This is a genomic window from Halorussus salinus (genome assembly GCF_004765815.2).
GTDB lineage: Archaea > Halobacteriota > Halobacteria > Halobacteriales > Haladaptataceae > Halorussus > Halorussus salinus.
In genome coordinates, this window is sequence record NZ_SBIS02000008.1 from 86311 (window position 1) to 103496 (window position 17186).

At 66.2% G+C, this 17186-nt stretch carries 14 protein-coding genes; 6 read left to right on the forward strand and 8 right to left on the reverse strand.

What is annotated here, in order from left to right:
- Positions 1–25 precede the first annotated feature (25 nt).
- The gene (locus EPL00_RS17465; protein ID WP_135854264.1) at positions 26–265 is read right to left on the reverse strand and encodes a CDGSH iron-sulfur domain-containing protein; all 240 of its coding nucleotides are present in this window, start codon (positions 263–265) and stop codon (positions 26–28) included.
- Between the two features lie 25 nt (positions 266–290).
- The gene (locus tag EPL00_RS17470) at positions 291–1637 is read right to left on the reverse strand and encodes an oxidoreductase (protein ID WP_135854263.1); all 1347 of its coding nucleotides are present in this window, start codon (positions 1635–1637) and stop codon (positions 291–293) included.
- 260 nt (positions 1638–1897) lie between these two features.
- Here EPL00_RS17470 and EPL00_RS17475 point away from each other — a divergent pair, with 260 nt between their 5' ends.
- The 3 genes from EPL00_RS17475 to EPL00_RS17485 all read left to right on the forward strand — a co-directional run bounded on the left by EPL00_RS17475 (position 1898) and on the right by EPL00_RS17485 (position 4734).
- Positions 1898–2722, forward strand: coding sequence for a hypothetical protein (locus tag EPL00_RS17475; RefSeq protein ID WP_135854262.1), 825 nt, complete (start codon positions 1898–1900; stop codon positions 2720–2722).
- Positions 2723–3289: 567 nt separating this feature from the next.
- Positions 3290–3952: an NUDIX domain-containing protein gene (locus EPL00_RS17480; protein WP_202932685.1), complete on the forward strand. Its 663-nt coding sequence runs from the start codon at positions 3290–3292 to the stop codon at positions 3950–3952.
- 20 nt (positions 3953–3972) lie between these two features.
- Positions 3973–4734 carry a class I SAM-dependent methyltransferase gene (locus EPL00_RS17485; RefSeq protein ID WP_135854261.1) on the forward strand — a complete coding sequence of 254 codons (762 nt, stop codon included), beginning with the start codon at positions 3973–3975 and terminating at the stop codon, positions 4732–4734.
- A gap of 185 nt (positions 4735–4919) precedes the next feature.
- Here EPL00_RS17485 and EPL00_RS17490 read toward each other — a convergent pair whose 3' ends face one another.
- On the reverse strand, positions 4920–6467 hold the full coding sequence (locus EPL00_RS17490; protein ID WP_238398237.1) for an HTTM domain-containing protein: 1548 nt from the start codon (positions 6465–6467) through the stop codon (positions 4920–4922).
- Between the two features lie 114 nt (positions 6468–6581).
- On the opposite strand from EPL00_RS17490, the gene EPL00_RS17495 reads away from it, so the two are divergent.
- Together EPL00_RS17495 and EPL00_RS17500 are read left to right on the forward strand one after the other, a co-directional pair.
- Positions 6582–7061, forward strand: a complete 480-nt coding sequence (locus tag EPL00_RS17495) for a cation:proton antiporter regulatory subunit (protein WP_135854260.1) — start codon at positions 6582–6584, stop codon at positions 7059–7061.
- Positions 7062–7118: 57 nt separating this feature from the next.
- Positions 7119–8306: a cation:proton antiporter gene (locus EPL00_RS17500; protein WP_135854259.1), complete on the forward strand. Its 1188-nt coding sequence runs from the start codon at positions 7119–7121 to the stop codon at positions 8304–8306.
- Positions 8307–8320: 14 nt separating this feature from the next.
- Here EPL00_RS17500 and EPL00_RS17505 read toward each other — a convergent pair whose 3' ends face one another.
- A complete protein-coding gene (locus tag EPL00_RS17505; protein ID WP_202932686.1) occupies positions 8321–8878 on the reverse strand; it encodes a thioredoxin family protein in 558 nt (185 codons plus the stop codon).
- 45 nt (positions 8879–8923) lie between these two features.
- Entirely contained in the window at positions 8924–9925 is a 1002-nt protein-coding gene (locus tag EPL00_RS17510; RefSeq protein WP_135854258.1) for a glutathione S-transferase family protein, read from the reverse strand.
- A gap of 190 nt (positions 9926–10115) precedes the next feature.
- On the opposite strand from EPL00_RS17510, the gene ctaD reads away from it, so the two are divergent.
- Entirely contained in the window at positions 10116–11885 is a 1770-nt protein-coding gene (gene ctaD, locus EPL00_RS17515; protein ID WP_135854373.1) for a cytochrome c oxidase subunit I, read from the forward strand.
- Between the two features lie 8 nt (positions 11886–11893).
- On the opposite strand, the gene EPL00_RS17520 is transcribed toward ctaD, so the two are convergent.
- From EPL00_RS17520 to EPL00_RS17530, 3 genes are all read right to left on the reverse strand, one after another.
- Positions 11894–12322 carry a CopG family ribbon-helix-helix protein gene (locus EPL00_RS17520; protein WP_135854257.1) on the reverse strand — a complete coding sequence of 143 codons (429 nt, stop codon included), beginning with the start codon at positions 12320–12322 and terminating at the stop codon, positions 11894–11896.
- Between the two features lie 83 nt (positions 12323–12405).
- Positions 12406–13476 carry a hypothetical protein gene (locus EPL00_RS17525; RefSeq protein ID WP_238398240.1) on the reverse strand — a complete coding sequence of 357 codons (1071 nt, stop codon included), beginning with the start codon at positions 13474–13476 and terminating at the stop codon, positions 12406–12408.
- A gap of 72 nt (positions 13477–13548) precedes the next feature.
- Positions 13549–17094, reverse strand: a complete 3546-nt coding sequence (locus EPL00_RS17530) for a PKD domain-containing protein (RefSeq protein ID WP_135854256.1) — start codon at positions 17092–17094, stop codon at positions 13549–13551.
- Positions 17095–17186 lie beyond the last annotated feature (92 nt).

Consider the following 17186-nt stretch of genomic DNA (forward strand, 5'->3'; position numbering starts at 1 on the left):
GGGCGACGCCGCGTAGCGCCGCGGCCTACTCGTCGGCGAAGATTATCTCGGCTATCTCGCGGCGCTCGCCGTCCGGGTCGTCGTTCTCGTACTTGTAGCGGACGCCGGACTCCTCGTCCTCGGCGGCCCGGTGCGAGCCGTCACAGAAGGGGTAGTTCTCCGAGAGACCGCAGAGACAGACCGCGACGTTTCCTTTCTCGTCGTCCAAGTCCTCCTCGTCCAGCTTGAGCGGGCCGGTTGCGTCGTGGGTGATTTCGCGGGCCATGCCGTCGGGTAGGGAGCCGAGACGCCTAATCTTTGTTCTCCTCGTCGTCTCCTCGCGGATTTTCGTCGCGGTCGTACGCGCCCTCGCGTCGCAACTCGCCGCGCTCGGCCAGCACCGCGGGCGTCCGGCAGACGCCGTTCGCGCCCGTCACTTGCGGGACGGTGCAGTTGTTGCAGTTCTCGCAGACGACCGCGGCGCGCTCCGAGTCCAGAATCCGGGCGGGCAGGCGCGGCTCAGCGTAGAAGGGCCGTCCCATCCCCACCGCGTCGCAGGCGGGCGATTTCTCTCCGTCGCTCTCGAGGAGACCGTCGATTTGCTCCCGCGAGCGAATCCCGCCCTCCAGCAGGACCGGCGCGGCCACGCGCTCGCGGACGCGCCGGGCGAGGTCGGCGTTCCACGCCGGTTCGAAGTCGTAGAGCGCGCCCTCGACGCGGTTGGCGGCCGCGACGAGCGCGGCCTTCCAGCGACTGCCGAACGCCGCGACGTACCCCTCCCTGAACGTCGAGTCGCGCCACGCGCGCTCGGGAAATCGCCCGCGGACGATGCTCATGTCCCAGAACGTCGAGACGCGGACCGGGACGAGCGCGTCGTAGCCGATGCGGTCGAGTCGAACCGAGATTTCGACGGCGTCGTCGGCCGAGAGGGTGGGACCGATACCCGGCGGAGCCTCGGTCTCGGCGGGCACCTTGGCGATAACCGGGAGGTCGCCAGCGCGTGCGCGAATCTCGTCGTACACGACCTCGAAGAAGCGCACGCCGTCGGCGAACTCGTCGTCCCGGTCGTTGTAGAACGGCGAGAGGAACTGCTGGAGAAGCCCCATGTTCGCGCCCGCGAGGTGGATGCCGTCGTAGCCAGCGTCGGCGGCGTTCGCCGCCGCGCGGCCGAACTCCGCGGCGAGGTCGTAGACCTCCTCGGTCGAGAGGACCCGCGCGTCGTAGTCGAGCAACCCGAGGCGGTCGGCGGCCCGGAGCGGCCACGGCGGTTTCGACACCGCGAGCTGGCGGAGGTCGGGGTTCGCGCGCCGGTACTCGGCGTGCCACGTCTCCATGCTCCGGAGGCCGCCGGTGTCCAACTGCGCGAAGATGCGCCCGCCGTGGGCGTGGATTCGCTCGGGCACCGACGAGAGTCCGGCGACGAACTCCGGATCCGCGAACGGCGTCATCCCCGGCGCGACCCGGCCGCCCGACTCCCGGACGGGGGCCGCGCCCTGACAGACCAACCCCGCGCCAGCGGCCGCCGCGGGTTCGAGTTCCGCGCCGAGGAGGTCGGCGGCGTCGGCCTCCTCGCCAGCACACTCCAACAGCGGTGCGCGGTAGAGTCGATTCGGGAGTTCCACGCCGCCGATGTCGAGGGGAGTTTCGAGTTTGGGCACGTTCGCGTCTCAATTCGGTGGGTCTCGGGGAAAGTGTTTGGCCGACGGTGCGTCGCGCTCGGAGGCGCGCCCGCGGCCGCCGGTCGGATAGCGAGCGGACTGAATCGCCGGTCCACCGATTTCGGCCACCTGACTGAGATAACTGTATTCGCTCTTATGTAGAAACGACACCAAAGGGTGACGTGAACTGGCCGAACGAGTTCTCTCTGAGGGGACCCTGATTCCTATGTATAAAGTACATCCAACCGGTGCAGACGTATATGGTTGAAGCGGTGAGGACTATTTTGGGGGTGATTCTACTTGCTAGCTCTTTGTGGTTGGGCTACCGAGCCATCACGGCCGGGATACTCTACCGATTGGTGTCGGCATCCGAAACCGAGAGTCCATCAACGCTCGCCGGTGGCGAGACCGTCGCCATAGAGGGGACGGTGAACGTCAAGGACTCGCCGCCACTAAGCAACTCTCTCCCGACCGATGAAGCGAAGTCGATTGGTGCGTACGTGTGGCGGCTCAAGGAATCCGAGTCCCATAATTACAATCTCGATGCCGAAGAGCCCGGAGCGGATACGAATATGGTCACGTATGCATCCGGGATCGAGTCCGGGACGTTTTCCGTTGACGACGGTCGGCGCGAGATTCGTATCGACACAGACTGGTTGGCCGAGACCCACGACAGCGCCGATATCACGACAGTGTCTCCGGATTGGACCGTATCGACCTTTCTGTCGAAGCGTAGCTGGAGATCGCAGTACATCCATCTGGAGGAACACGGGACTGTCAACCCCATTCCCATTATGAAGTACATCTTCGATGCGGACGCACCCGAGGAGATCCCCGACGACGAGTATTTCGAGGCGAGAACCATTCTCGACGGCGAGATGCTGGCCGTCTGCGGGGAAGTCACGATTGCTCAGGGGACCCCCGTGGTCCGGGGAAGCGACGAGACGCCGCTACTGCTTTCTGATAAAGGGTTTGATGAATTCAGCAGTAATCTTCGCAGGCAACTCCTAAAGTACGGACTGGCCTCGGGTGGGTTTGTGGTTATCGCCAGCCTCACGCTGGCAAACGGATTGGGGCTCGTATGAGATGCGCCGCCGTCGGTTGCTCAGCGAGAGACGGTTACAGAGGAGCGACACACACGGATGGTACATACGCGGCTGCTACTGGTACTGATATCGTCTCTCACGATTTTACTACCCTCACAGTCCGCGCTGATTCTTCATAGACTCTGTACTGACTGCATCGGGAGGGAACCCGTCACATTCTGTGGATTTCAACAGATCCGGTCTTTCCGCGGTTCTACATAAGAGTGACTGTATTTGTGTGTACAACAACTCTATATTGCTAAAGAAACGAATTTCAATTCCCTACCCAAACACTTATTACCTCCCGCAACTAATTATTACATGTAGAAAATACACGAAACAAAATCGCCGCTTTTTTCTATCAGTTTCGCGTAGCTTCTGCTCCGGCGCTCGAATCCGCGAGGTTCGGGTGCGCTCGCAGGCGAACTCGTTCCGACTCGTCTCGAACAGCCTCGCCTCTCGGTTTCGCGGCCGGACCGGTGGCTCGCCGCCGTCCGACCCGCCGAGGAGGTGTCCTACCAGTTGCGACCACCGACAGCAACGACTCTCGACAGTCACGACTCCACCATGTCCGACGACACACCATCGACCGACCCGGCAGTGACCGACGACCGACCGCCCACGGACTCCTCGGCGACCGACGCCCCGGCCGCCGACGACGCCTCGGCCGACGACGACGACCCGACGCTCGACTCGCTCGCCGACCCCGCGAGCCTGCACGACCGCGAGGAGGTCCCGTTCACCGACGAGACCGCCGTCCACGACGACCGCGACCACTGCAACATCGACGTTGACGGCAGAGCCGTCGTCGGCGTGACGAACGACGCGGGCGAGGTCTTGCTGGCGGTCCACCGCGAGGAGGCCGTCGCCATGCTCCCGCACGGCCCCGTCGAGTCGGGCGACGACTGGCTCGCGACCGCCCGCCGGAACGTCGAGACGACGACCGACCTCCCCTTCGAAATCGACGGCGTGGAGGCCGTGCGCGAAATCGACCACTTCGTGGAGGGCGAGGAGGAACCGCACGCCACGACCTACGGCGTCGTCTTCCGCGCCTCGCTCGCTGGCGACCCTGCGGACGCGGACGACTCCGCGGACGACCCGGCGGACATAGCCGACCCCGGTACCGACGACAACGACCACTGGGACGCCGACTGGTTCGACGCGGTTCCGGAGAACACGCCGCCGGGGTCCGGTCTCGTGGCCGACGACATCCGACTGTTCGTGAACTGACCGCGGCCTTCCACTCTCGCATGACAGACTCGACCCGCGACGACCCGACTCACCACGACCAAACACACGACGCGACCATCGACTGGCACCGCTTCTGGACCGACGCCGAGGGCGACCACCGCGAGAGCGCCCGCCCCGGCGAGACCCACGGCATGGCCGACCTGCTTGACCGCTTGTTCGAGCGGACTAAATATCCGGACTCGTTTGCGGCGGTGGGGTGCGGCCCCGCCGACTGCCCGCTCGAACTCGCCGAGCGCCACCCGGACCTCGACGTGTTCGCTTACGACGCCACCGAGTCGGCGCGCCGCGAGGCCCGCGAGCGCGCGGCCGACCACGACCTCCCGAACGTCACCATCGAGGAGGCCACCCTGCCCGCGTTCGACCCCGACCGGTCGTTCGACGCGGTGTACTGCTACGCGGTCCTCCACTACGTCGAGGAGGCCGCCCGCGCCGTCCGGAACCTCTACGACGCGGTGGCACCCGGCGGCCTCCTCGTGTTCAACTACCCCAACCGCTTCACGCGGGCCGAGTGGGACCGCGAATCGACCGGCGACGGCGTCCTCGCGGACCGCCCCGACTTCCGCGAGCGATTCCAACTCCTGCTGGAGGGGCGCAACCTCCTGAGCTACGACCGCATCGAAGCCGAACTCGGCGCGCGTCCGCGGAGTTTCTGGTCGGCCGCGGACGCCGAGGAGTACTGGTCGCGCGAGGAGACCCCGCCGGAGGTCCGGACCGGCCTCACCGACGCCGCCATCAACCCCTGCGTCTGCGTCCCGAAGTAGCCGTTTCGGGCGCTCTCGACACCGTTTTCGATTTCGTAAGCGTTCTCGTTTTCGATAACGAAATTGTTCGCGTTTTCGTTTTCGATTGCGTAAACGTATTCGTTTCCGCAAACGTTTACGTTTTCGAAAACGAACTGCCCCCTCGCGCCGACGCTCCGCAAAAGCCCCGAAAATCGAGGTTGCACTCAGGCCGACCCGCACGAGCCTTCGTACAGCTTCACCCGATTCGTCGGGTCTGGCCCGTCGAGCCGAATCGGCTGTTCGACGTAGTAGAGCGCGACGCGCTCGACGCGCTCGTCGTGGTTCGCATTCCACTCCTCGCAGAGGTAGTCGGCGAAGTGCGGTCGGAGCGGTTCGGCCGCGCTCGCCCGGAGGTCCATCGTGTACTTGAACCACCTGACGTTCCGGTAGCTCGCGGCCACGTCGGGGGGTTCGTCCCACCTGACCTCGCGGTCGTGGAACACGTCGACGCGCTCGCCCGACGCCAGTCGTCCCGGCGCGACGTACCACCCGTCAGCGGTCCGCGGCTCGGGCGCGAACATGTCCCAGCGGTACTCCTTCGGGTCGGCCGACTCGCTCACGCCGTCGGGCAGGGCGACGTACCCGAGCGCCGCCGCGTTCCAGACGAGAACTAGCGCCAGCAGACTCCCGACGACCGGTCCGCGGAGTCTCCGCGCCCGCCGGCGGACTCCTCGGCGCACGCCGAGAGAACTGCGTCGCTCCGGAAGCAGGGGGTCGATTCGCGCGCCGAGGTCGGCGTCGTCGGCCCAGTCGTCGAGTCGGGTGCCGAGACGCGACTGTCGGAGCTTCGCGCTCGCGGCGTCCCAGAACACCGGCGGGAGGAACGGAATCAGGCCCGCGATGGACAGGAACGGGAAGACGCCGAGGCGCATCGTCAGCGCCATCCCGAGGTGCATCCCGACGAACAGCGCGGCGAACGCGGCCCGCGCCCACCCCGTCAACAGCAGGAGGCCGACCGACGTGACGACTAACCCGAGCCACACTCTGTCGAAAGCTCTGAGCAGGGTCGGATACTGGGCCAGCACGCCGCCGAGTCGCACGGTCAACTGGTCCAAGCCGAACACGTACAGAATCGCGTCGCCGTTCAGCCACAGGTCGCCGCGGAGCTTGTAGACGGCGTTCGTGGCGTAGACCAGCACGACCTGCACCAACAGCGCGGCCGACGCGACGTTGGCGATTCGCCTCAACGCTCCGGTCGTTCGATTTCGGTCGCCCTGCGCTCCGGCGCGCGTCCGTCGGAGCGCGTCCACGGACCACCGACTCCCGAGGGGCAGGAACGCGCCCCACAGCAACAGGCGGCGGAGCATCGAGTCGCCGCCGTTCAGCAGGACCGGGTTCCGCGCGTGGAGCGAGACCACCAGCACGAACGAGACCACCGTCGCCAGTCGCGTCCGGTAGCCGACCAGTAGCGCGACGGCGAACGCGCCCGAGACGAGAAAGAGCAGGCCGACCGCCCACGGCGACCCGACGTGGGCGTGAATCGAGAGGGCGGCGATGCCGCCGAACTCCTCGCGGAGGACCGACCGCGGCAGGACCCCCGCGTCGGTGTAGAACGCCACGAGGTCCCGCGACCTGAGCGCGAGGTCCGCCAGCAGGAGGAGTCCCAGCGAAATCCGGAGCGCGGCCAGCGCCCGCGGGTCCACGCCGAACCGGCGAGCGAGCCACCTCCCGCCCCGGTCTCCGAGTCGCGCCGCGAACGAACGCGCGTCCATGATACGCCGCGTTATCAGCTACGACTTGTAAACGTAGCGAAGCGAGCGCCCGCGAGCGGAGGGCGACGGCGGACGGCGACCGAAGTTAAGTCCGGAGCCGTCGTAGAACGCGGTATGACGGTCTACGAGACGGACCTCCCCGGCGTCGGGCGGAAGTTCGAGTACGAGATCGACGGCGAGGACCGTCTCGTCGTCCTCATCCACCACGACGGCAAGCGCGAGGTGTTCCGGCGACCGTCCCCCGAGGCCGACAGCGAGAAGCTCTTCGAACTGTCCGACCAGCAGGCCCGCGAGTTCGGCACCCTGCTAGAGGGCGCGTACTTCCAGCCCGTGGACTTGGAGCGCGCGCAGGTGCCCCTCGGCGACGAACTCATCGAGTGGCACGACGTGGGGGCGGACTCGCCGGTCGTCGGCAAGTCGTTGAGCGACTGCGGCATCCGTCGCCGGACCGGCACCACCGTCCTCGCGGTCCAGCGCGACGACGAGACGGTCGGCAACCCCGAGCCGGGATTCGAGTTGGCGGCGGGCGACGTGGTGGTCGCCTTGGGGACGCGGGCCGAACACGAGACGCTGACCGACCTTCTGTCCGAGTGATGGCGGGGGTCTTCGCGGAATCGGATTGATGATGGAAATCCTCACGGAGGCCGACTGATGGCGGAAGTCCTCGTGGAGTTGGGCATCGCCTTTACGGTCCTCGCTATCGCTGGCGCGCTCGCGGCTCGCCTCGACCAGTCGGTCATCCCGGCGTACATCCTCGCGGGCGTCGTCGTCGGCCCGAACCCGCCCCACTCCCTCGGCCCGGTAGACCTGACGTTAGTCTCGCGCTGGCAGATTCTCGACGTGGGCGCGGAGTTGGGCGTCGTCTTCCTCCTCTTTTTCCTCGGGTTGGAGTTCAGCCCGGACCGCCTGCTCGCCCGGCCGACGAGGCTCCTCGGCGTCGGCGCGACCGACTTCCTCGTCAACTTCGGCGTCGGGGCGGCCATCGCGGCGCTGTTCGGTTTTCCTCTACTCACTGCGCTGTTCCTCGCCAGCATCGTCTACATTTCCTCCAGCGCGGTCGTCACGAAATCCTTGGTCGAACGCGGGTGGATAGCCGACCCCGAGAGCGACGTGATACTGGGGACGCTGGTCTTCGAGGACCTGCTCATCGCGGTCGTCCTCGCCGTCCTGACCGCGGTCGCGCTCGGCGGTGGCGGCGTCGGCGCGGTCCTCGCGTCGGTCGGCACCGCCGCCGCCTTCCTGCTCGTTCTCGCGGCCGTCGCGGTGTACGGCACGCCCTACGTCGAGCGCCTGCTCTCGGTCGAGGCCGACGAACTCTTCTTGCTGTTCGCGGTCGGCATAACCACACTCGTCGCGGGCGAGGCGCTCGTGCTGGGCGTCAGCGAGGCCGTCGCGGCCTTCTTCGTGGGCATCGCCTTCGGCCAGACCGACCACGCCGAGCGACTGGAGACCGTCGTCGGCCCGACCCGCGACCTCTTCGCCGCGGTCTTCTTCTTCACCATCGGTCTCTCGACGGACGTGACGACGTTCCTCGACGTGGGGTTGCTCCTCGTCGTCGCCGTCGTGGCGACCGGTCTCTCGAAGGTAGCCAGCGGTCTCCTCGGCGGTCGATTCTACGGCCTGAACCGGCGGCGCTCGCTCCGTGTCGGTGTCGGCTTGGTCCCCCGAGGAGAGTTCTCGCTGGTCATCGCCTCGCTGGCGACCACGGCGGGCGCGACCATCCCGCGCACCGACGAACTCGCGTCGTTCACGGTGGGGTACGTCCTCGTGATGAGCGTCCTCGGGACGGTGGCGATGCGCTACGCCGACGAGTTCACCGCGTTCACGGGCGGCGAGTAATCAGGAGCCCCGCGTCACTTCCACTTGATGGAACATCCGCGCGAGGGCATGAACTCCAAGTCAACGTCGTCGCCCGCCAGCACCGCGTCGATGGCGTCTCGAATGTAAATCTCGGTCGGCTCGTCGTCGGGGTTCAGCGCGTCGTCCAGTCGGCCGTGGTACGCCAGCGTGAACGTGTCGCCGCCGTTCCTGAGCAAAAATGGGTCGGGCGTACACTCCGCGCCGTAGGCCTCCGCGACTTCTTGGGTCTCGTCGCGGAGGTAGGCGTCGTAGCGAACGGTTCCGTCCTCGACGTACTCGACCATCTTCTCGAACGAATCGTCGGGGTACTCGTCGGCGTCGTTGGGGTTGATACCGACCACCGCGGCGTCGTCGTACTCTGCGGCCACGTCGTTCAGCAGGTCGAACTTGGCCTGCGCGTAGGGGCAGTGGTTGCAAGTGAACACCAACAGCACGGCGTCGTAGTCGGCGAAGTCCGCGAGCGTGTGGATCTCGCCGTCGGTGCCCTCCAACTCGAAGTTGGGGACCGGTTCGCCCCGCTCCAACTTCTCCGTGGATTCTTTCATGACCATGCGAGGAGGTTCGCGCGCGCCGAAAAAATAGGTTCCCCTCGCGGTTCAGTCGGTCGAGACGCTGGCCTCCTCGGCCAGTCCGCCCGGCAGTTCGTCGCGGTCGTGGGGTGTCTCGAAGTCCACGTCGGGACCCTTCGGCACGATTTGCTTGGGGTTGAGGTCGGTGTGGCTCCGGTAGTAGTGTTCCTTGATGTGGTCGAGATTCACCGTCTCGGCGACGCCGTCGGTCTGATAGAGGTCACGGAGGTATGGCCACAGGTTCTCGTAGTCCGCGATTTGCCGAACGTTGCACTTGAAGTGAGTGTGGTACACCGCGTCGAACCGAATCAGCGTCGTGAACATCGCCACGTCGGCCTCGGTGAGTCGGTCGCCGACGAGGTACCGTTGGTCGGCCAGCAGGTCGTCGTAGCGGTCCAGCGCGTCGAACAGTTCGGTGACGGCCTCGTCGTAAGCTTCTTGGGTCCCGGCGAACCCGGCGCGATAGACGCCGTTGTTGATGGGGTCGTAGATGTCCTCGATGGTCTCGTCCACCTCGTCGCGGTAGCCCTCGGGGTAGAGGGTCACGTCGCGCTCGGCCACCTCGTCGAAGGCCGTATCGAGCATCCGCATTATCTCCTCGGATTCGTTGTTCACGATGGTCTCGCGCTCTTTGTCCCACAGGACGGGAACCGTGACCCGGCCCGTAAAGTCGGGGTCGGCGGCGACGTAGGTCTCCCGGAGGTAGTCGAAACCGTTGATGTGGTCCTCGGTGCATCCCTCCTTCTCGGGGCTGAACTCCCAGCCGTCGTTCTCGCGGTAGGGGTCCACGACCGACACCGAGATAGCGTCTTCGAGGCCCTTGAGTTTGCGCGTGACGAGCGTCCGGTGCGCCCACGGGCACGCCAGCGAGACGTAGAGGTGGTAGCGCCCGGCCTCGGCCGGGAACTCGGCGTCGGGGTCGGCCTCGACCCACTCGCGAAAGCTCGTCTCCTGTCGGTCGAAGTTGCCCTCCTCGTCGGTGGATTCGTAGGCGTCGGTCCGCCACTCGCCGTCCACGAGCATGTTCATACCTTCGGGTAGGTGCCGACGTTCAAAAGGGCCACCGCTCGCGGCAGTCGAGACCTGAAACCGATTTCACCCGATGGATTCGATTCACGCGGCTCTCCTCAGTTTCAAAGAATAGGCCCAACCTTTCTTGGAACTGTAGCACTCAGAATCTTCTATGGTCGAAGCAGGACAACTCGTACTCACCGCCGTCATGGGCGTGCTGTTGTTCGCAGTCGCCGCCTACATCCTGCGAATCGAGGACTGGCGGTCTTACACGCCGCTTTCGGGAGGAGGCGGCGGTGCGTACCGCGAGGGCGCGGAGGTGACACACGACGAGAAACCCGGCGGCTTGGCGCGCTGGCTGACCACCGTGGACCACAAGGACATCGGGCTGATGTACGGTCTCTACGGCCTCGTCGCGTTCGCGTGGGGTGGCATCGCCATCCTGTTGATGCGGACCGAACTGTTGACGCCCGAGTCCGCCATCATCGGCGCGAACTTCTACAACTCGCTGCTGACCTCCCACGGTATCACGATGCTGTTCCTGTTCGGGACGCCCATCATCGCGGCGTTCGGCAACTACTTCATTCCCTTACTCATCGGCGCGGACGACATGGCGTTCCCGCGGGTCAACGCCATCGCGTTCTGGCTGTTGCCGCCCGGCGCGCTCCTCATCTGGTTCGGCTTCTTCGCCGCGCCGCTGGGCGTCGGTATCGACCCCTCACAGACCTCGTGGACGATGTACACGCCGCTGTCGGTCGAGCAGACCAACCCCGGCGTGGACCTGATGCTGTTGGGTCTCCACCTCACGGGGGTCTCGGCGACGATGGGCGCGATAAACTTCATCGCGACCATCTTCACCGAGCGCGGCGAGGAGGTCGGCTGGGAGAGCCTCGACATCTTCTCGTGGACGATGCTCACCCAGTCGGGACTCATCCTGTTCTCGTTCCCGCTGTTGGGGAGCGCGCTCGTCATGCTCCTGTTGGACCGCAACTTCGGGACCACCTTCTTCGCGGCCGAAGGCGGCGGACCCCTACTGTGGCAACACCTGTTTTGGTTCTTCGGCCACCCCGAGGTCTACATCCTCGTTCTGCCGCCGATGGGGCTGGTGAGCCTCATCTTGCCCAGATTCTCCGGGCGCAAACTCTTCGGGTTCAAGTTCGTCGTCTACTCGACGCTGGCAATCGGCGTCCTCTCCTTTGGCGTGTGGGCACACCACATGTTCGCCACCGGAATCGACCCCCGGATTCGCGGGAGTTTCATGGCCGTCTCGCTCGCTATCGCGGTTCCGTCGGCGGTCAAAGTGTTCAACTGGATCACGACGATGTGGAACGGGAAGTTGCGTCTCACGGCACCGATGCTGTTCTCCGTCGGGTTCGTCCAGAACTTCATCATCGGCGGCGTGACCGGAGTGTTTCTCGCGTCGATTCCGGTGGACCTCGTGCTGCACGACACCTACTACGTCGTCGGGCACTTCCACTTCATCGTCATGGGTGCCATCGCGGTCGCCGGATTCGCGGGCATCTACTACTGGTTCCCGCTCTACACCGGTCGGATGTACCAGCGCACCCTCGCCAAGTGGCACTTCTGGCTGACGATGGTCGGGAGCAACGTCACGTTCTTCGCGCTCCTGTTGCTCGGCTACGGCGGAATGCCCCGGCGCTACGCGACCTACGCGTTCGGCAACCCCGAAATCGTCCAAACGTTCACGAATCTCCACCAGATAGCCACGCTCGGCGCGTTCATTATGGGCTTCGGCCAACTCATCTTCGTCTGGAACATCGTGACCTCGTGGCTGGAGGGCCGCCGCGTCGAGAGCGGCGACCCGTGGGACCTCGAAGACGACGGCCTGAAGACCAAAGAGTGGGCGTGGTTCGAGCGCAAGCGCGAGACCGCCATCACCGACGGCGGTGAGGACGAAGCAGTCACGGACGGCGGTGAGGACGACGAGCCGACCGGTCCCGAGTCGGCCGACGACTGACCTCCGACCTACTCCCCGCCAGCGAACGGCCCGACCTCGTCTACCGGAATCACGGAGTAATCGACCGTGAGGGTGTCTTGGGCCGCCCGAATCTTGCCGACGAACGTCGAGATGTCTTCGAGTTGGCCTTCGAGGATGAACAGTTCCATGCAGTAGTGGTCGCCGACGTGGTTGTGAACGTTCGAGGCGACCAGTCCGTCGTACTCGTGGCGCAGTTCCATCATGCGCTGTTCGACCGTGGAGTTCTCGTAGTTGAACAGCACGGTGACGACGCCCATCAGGTCGCGGTCTTCGAGTTTCTTGTCCTCGAACTCGCCCAGCAGATTGCGCCCGGCCTCCCGGAAGACCTCGCTCCGGCCGGTGTAGCCGTGTTCGTCGGCGAACTCGTCGATTCGGTCGAGCAGTTCGTCCGGCATCGAGATACTGACGACTGTCATGTATTAACGGAGTGGTCGGAAAATAATAGCTCTTAGCATTCGAGTCCGCTTCCGACCTCCCGAGTTGCTAACTCTACCGACGGTCACTGCTCCTGTTTCGGCGTCGTGAACGGAATCGTCGCCGCGGTGCGCTCGGTCACGGTGGCGATGCGGACGATGAACGCCAGCAGGAGTGCCAGCGGGAGGAACGCGATACCGACCACGACCGGCATCAGGACGTTGCTGTGGTGGGTCAGCGCGGTGCCCTCCGCGGCCGTGAACCCGAGCAACGCGAGGACCAGCGCCACCTCCGCGGGGAACCCGGCGTAGAGCAACACCCGCGAGAGCGACGATAGCTCCTCCTGCAAGTACAGCGATTTGAAGTACTGGCGCGCCACGTCCACCTTCTGGAGGTGGTCGATGAGGTTGTCGAGCGCGTCCATCACCGTCTCGGGTAACTCGTCGCCGTGAGTCGCCCGAATCCGCCGGATGCGGTTTATCTGCTGGGCGTAGTTCGTCGTCAGCGTCACCGACAGCACGCGGAACGTGTCGGGGTCGGACTCGTCGAGGATGTGTTCGACGTGGTCGGCGTGGTCGGTCAGCGCCTCGACCGTCTCGTCCACCTCGGTCCGGACCTCGTCGCCGACCGCGCCGAAGGTCATCCCGCCGATTCGCTGGGCCTCCCGGCGCGTGTTGGCGAACAGCAGTTCGAGGAAGCCCAGCGGCTTGACCGGCGCGACGCCGCCCGCGTGTTCCTCGACCTCCTCGCGGTACTCGATGACCTCGTCTATCTGCGAGCGGAGTTGTCCCGGCGTACTCAGCTCCCGCGAGAGGAGCAACTGGTTGATGGAGACGACCACCGTCACCAGCGTCAGGTTCCCGCCGATGAGCGAACTCATGACGTAGAACGCGGGCTGTTGGCGCGCCATCGGAATCAGCCCGAGGAGTTCGGCCGCGACCAGCAGGCCGACCGTCGCCGCCAGTAGCAAGCCCGCGACGACGAGTCTGCTCCCGTCCAGCAAGAGCCACTCCCGCAGGTTCCGCGCCTTCTCACGCAGTCCGACTCCGTCGTCGCCGCTCCCCGTGAGGTCGGTCAACTCGCCGTCGATTCCCCCGGATAGCTCGTCGGTCTCCGAGCGGGTCGAGTCGTCCTCGCGCCGGTCGCCCTCGCTCATCCACCCCCGATACGGGAGTGGGCGTAAAAACGGTGATTGCCGCGCTCCTACTCCGAGGAGGGTCCCCGCGCTTCAGGCCCGGTAGCGCGCCACCAGCGCGGCTCCTATCAGCGCGGCGACGGCCGCCCCGACGCCGAAGCCGGGGATGCCGGGCGCGGGGTTCCCGCCGCCGTCGCCCTCGGCCTGCGAGACCGCCAGTTCGGCCGTCCGCCCGTTCACGTCCACGGTGTAGTTACCCGCGGCGTCCACGCGCTGGACGAAGGTGACTTCCTCCGTCTCGCCCGCGGGCACGCGCACGGACTCGTTGGCTAGCTCCTCGTCGAACATCGTCAGCGCCACGGCCTCCTCGCCAGCCTGCCCGCCGGTGTTCTCGACCGTTGCAGTGACCTCGACTCGCTCGCCCGCCGCGATGGCCGAGGAGTTCAGCGTCACGTCGGTCACCGCGGTCTCGGCCGGGAGCGTCTCTTTGACTGTCAGACTCCCTGCCGTCGCGTCGCCGACCGTCGCCTCGTACTCGCCGGGCGAGGGCGCGGTCCCGGTCAGGGTCAGCGTCGCCGTCTCGCCCGCCCCGACCTCGACGCGCTCCGAGGCGAGCGAGTTCCCGTCAACGGTGAGGTTCACGGTCGCGCTCCGGGCCGCGGTCCCCGCGTTCCGGACGGTCACGTTCGCGGTCACGTCGTCGCCGGTCGCCACGGTCCCGGCCGCGAGTTCGGCGTCGGTCACCGACAGCGGTTCGGTCGCGCCGACCGCGAGCGCGCCCAGCGAGTCGGTCGTCGCCTTCAGTCGCACCGAATCGGTACTCGACCCGACGACCGTCGCGTCTATCTCCCGCCAGTCGCTCGTCTCGTCGTCGTACTGGTAGACCGATACGTCGTCGCCCGACGCCAGCGCGCCGAGCGCGGCCCGCTCGACGCCGAACTCGACGGTGGCCTCCTCGACCTCGGCGTCGAAGTACTCCGCGTCGAAGTCCAGATACGCCAGCGCGTCGCCGCCCGCGGTCAGCGCCGTGGTCTCCTCGGGCGCGTCGCTCCTCGCCGCGGTCCGGAAGACGACGTGCGCGTCGTCGCCGGTCGGGTCCACCGTCAGTCGCTCGAAGGTGACGCCGGACCCTTCGACCGCCACGTTCGCGGGCAGGTCGGCCGCCACCGTCTCGTCGTCCTGCCCGTTCCGCACGTCGATAGCCGCGGCGTTCTCGCCGGTCCGCTTCGTCTCGGTCAGCATCGGCGGCGGACCGAGGCTTTCGCCTCCGCCGCCTCCACCGCCACCGCCGCCACCGCCGGAGACGGCCTTCTTCTCGGGCTTGACCTCGATTTCGGTCGTCGCGTTGTCGCTGTTACCGTCGTCGTCCACGACCGTCACCGACGCGGTGTAGGTGTCGGAACTGCCGTAGGTGTGGGTCGCGGTGGCGTTCTCGGCGGTCGTGTTCTCCTCGTACTGTCCGTCGCCGTCGAAGTCCCAGCGGAACGCCTCAATGGCACCCTCGTCGGTCGAATTGCTCGCGTCGAAGGTGACGCTCTTCCCGACGCGGGTCTCGTCGGTCGCCGAGAGCGCGGCGCTCGGTTTGCCGGTCACTTCGACCGACCACTCGCTTTCGTTCTGCTGGCCCGCGGCGTCGGTCACGACGAGTCGGACCGTCGCGCTCCCCTGCTGGTCGAACGAGTAGTTCGCCCGCGGGCCGGTCCGTTCGACGCTATCGCCGTCCTGACTGAACGTCCACGCGTAGGAGACCGGTTGGCTCTCGTCGGTCGCGCTCGCCGAGACGCCGAGCGTCCCGGCCACGGACACCTCGCTTGGCACGTCTGCGCTCGTAATCTCGGGGGCGCTCGCGTTCGTCGCGGTGACGTTCACGCTGGCCGTGTCGCTGTTGCCGTTGTTGTCGGTGACGGTCAGGTCCACGCGGTACTCGCCAGCCGAGTCGAACGTGACTTCGGTCCGGTCGGCCGAGGAGTCCGCCACCGTCCCGCCAGACGCGCTCCAGCGGTAGGACGCGACGGTTCCGTTCCCGTCGCTACTCCCCGTCGCGTCGAGGGTTATCGGCGCGCCCGCCTCGACCTCGGTTGGGTTCGCCTCGGCGCTCGCCTCGGGGTCGTCCTGCGCGACGACCCGTATCGTCTTCGTCACGTTCGCGGCGTTGCCCGCGCGGTCGGTGACGGTCAGCGAGACCGTCTTCTCGCCGGTCGAGGAGAACGCCCGCGTCGGGGCCTCGTCGCTCGCCCCCGACCCGTCGATGTCCCAGTCGTAGCTCGCTATCGCCACGTTGTCGCTACTCGCGCCCCCGTCGAAGGCGACGGTCTCGCCGACGACGTGGGTCCCGCCGTCGCCCTCGCTCGACACCGCGAAGTCGGCGTTCGGCGGTCGGTCCGCGCGGACCTCGACCGTCGCGGACGCCGACACCGACCGCCCGTCTGCGGTCATCGTCACGGACGCCTGCGCCGTGGTGGCGTTCTCGTAGGTGTGGGCGACCTCGTTGGTCTGGGTGGTCTCCTCGGCCTCGCCGTCGCCGTCGAAGTCCCAGCGGTACTCGTCCGCGCCCTCGCCCGCGGTGAACGTCACGCTCGCTCCGGCCTCGACGGTCTCGGAACTCGCCGAGAGACTCTCTTCGAGGTTCACGCAGGACGCGCCGCGCTCGATGACGACCGGTTCGCCCATCCGAAGGTCCTTCATCTCGCCGTCCATGTCGTCGTGACCGGCGTTGTGGCGAACCATCCACTCCTCGATGTCGCCGGTGAACGAGGCGTCGATGGTGACGCTCTCTCCTCGGTCCAAGTTCTCGAACCCGCGGTACGCGCCGCCGTCGGTCCCGCTCGCGCCCCACGTCCAGAAGATGTCGAAGTACCCGCCGGTGAACTCACGCAGGGGCTGGGACTCGTACCGCGCTTCGCGGTGGCCGTACCGAACGTCACCGTCGGTGTAGTAGTCGTCCATGTCCTCGCGGGGGTACATGTCGTCGATGTACGCCCACTCGCCGCTGGGCAGGTCGTCGAAGGTCCAGTCGGCCGTGCCGCCGCCGGGTGCGGGCTCGAAGAACCCGTCTCCGGGGCCGTGTTCACCGTTGTACGGGTTGTGCGAGGAGATTCGGGTGTTCTCGTCCAGTTTGTCGTGACGGATGACGAGGCTCACCTCGCCGTTCGCGTTCTCGTAGAACCAGAGGTGGCTGTGGCCGTCGTGGGACCAGTTGTACTTCCCGTAGGTCCCGTACTCCCACGGCTCGTGTCGGAACTGGTTGTTGAGGTAGGGCGCGTAGTAGTCCGTCTGTCCCCAGTTGTCTACGCTCTCCCGGTCGTAGTCCCTGTCGTTGCGGTACCGATAGTCCATCTGCGACTCGATGGACTCGAACCCGTCCCAGTCGGGGTTCTCGAAGTCCCCGTACACGTCGGCGTCGGGATACTCTTGGACCTCCCGTAGCTCGACTTCGGGGACCATCTTCGGGTGGTCGTGAGCGTACGGACTCACTTCGTAACAGACCGACGTGCCGGGCTGTCGCACCGTGTAGACCGGTCCGTCGTCGTGGTCCGCTCGCGCCGTTCCCACCAGTCCGACGATGCTCGCGGGAAGCACCGACGAGACCATCAGTACCGCCAGCGTGATACTCAGAATCGTGGTTTTGTCGACGTTCATCTCACTGCTACCGGACCGTATTCGCGTATTTCCCTTTGTTATGGACTCTCTGGGCGTTTCTCTGGGAATTGCTACGCGTCTACAGACCGAGC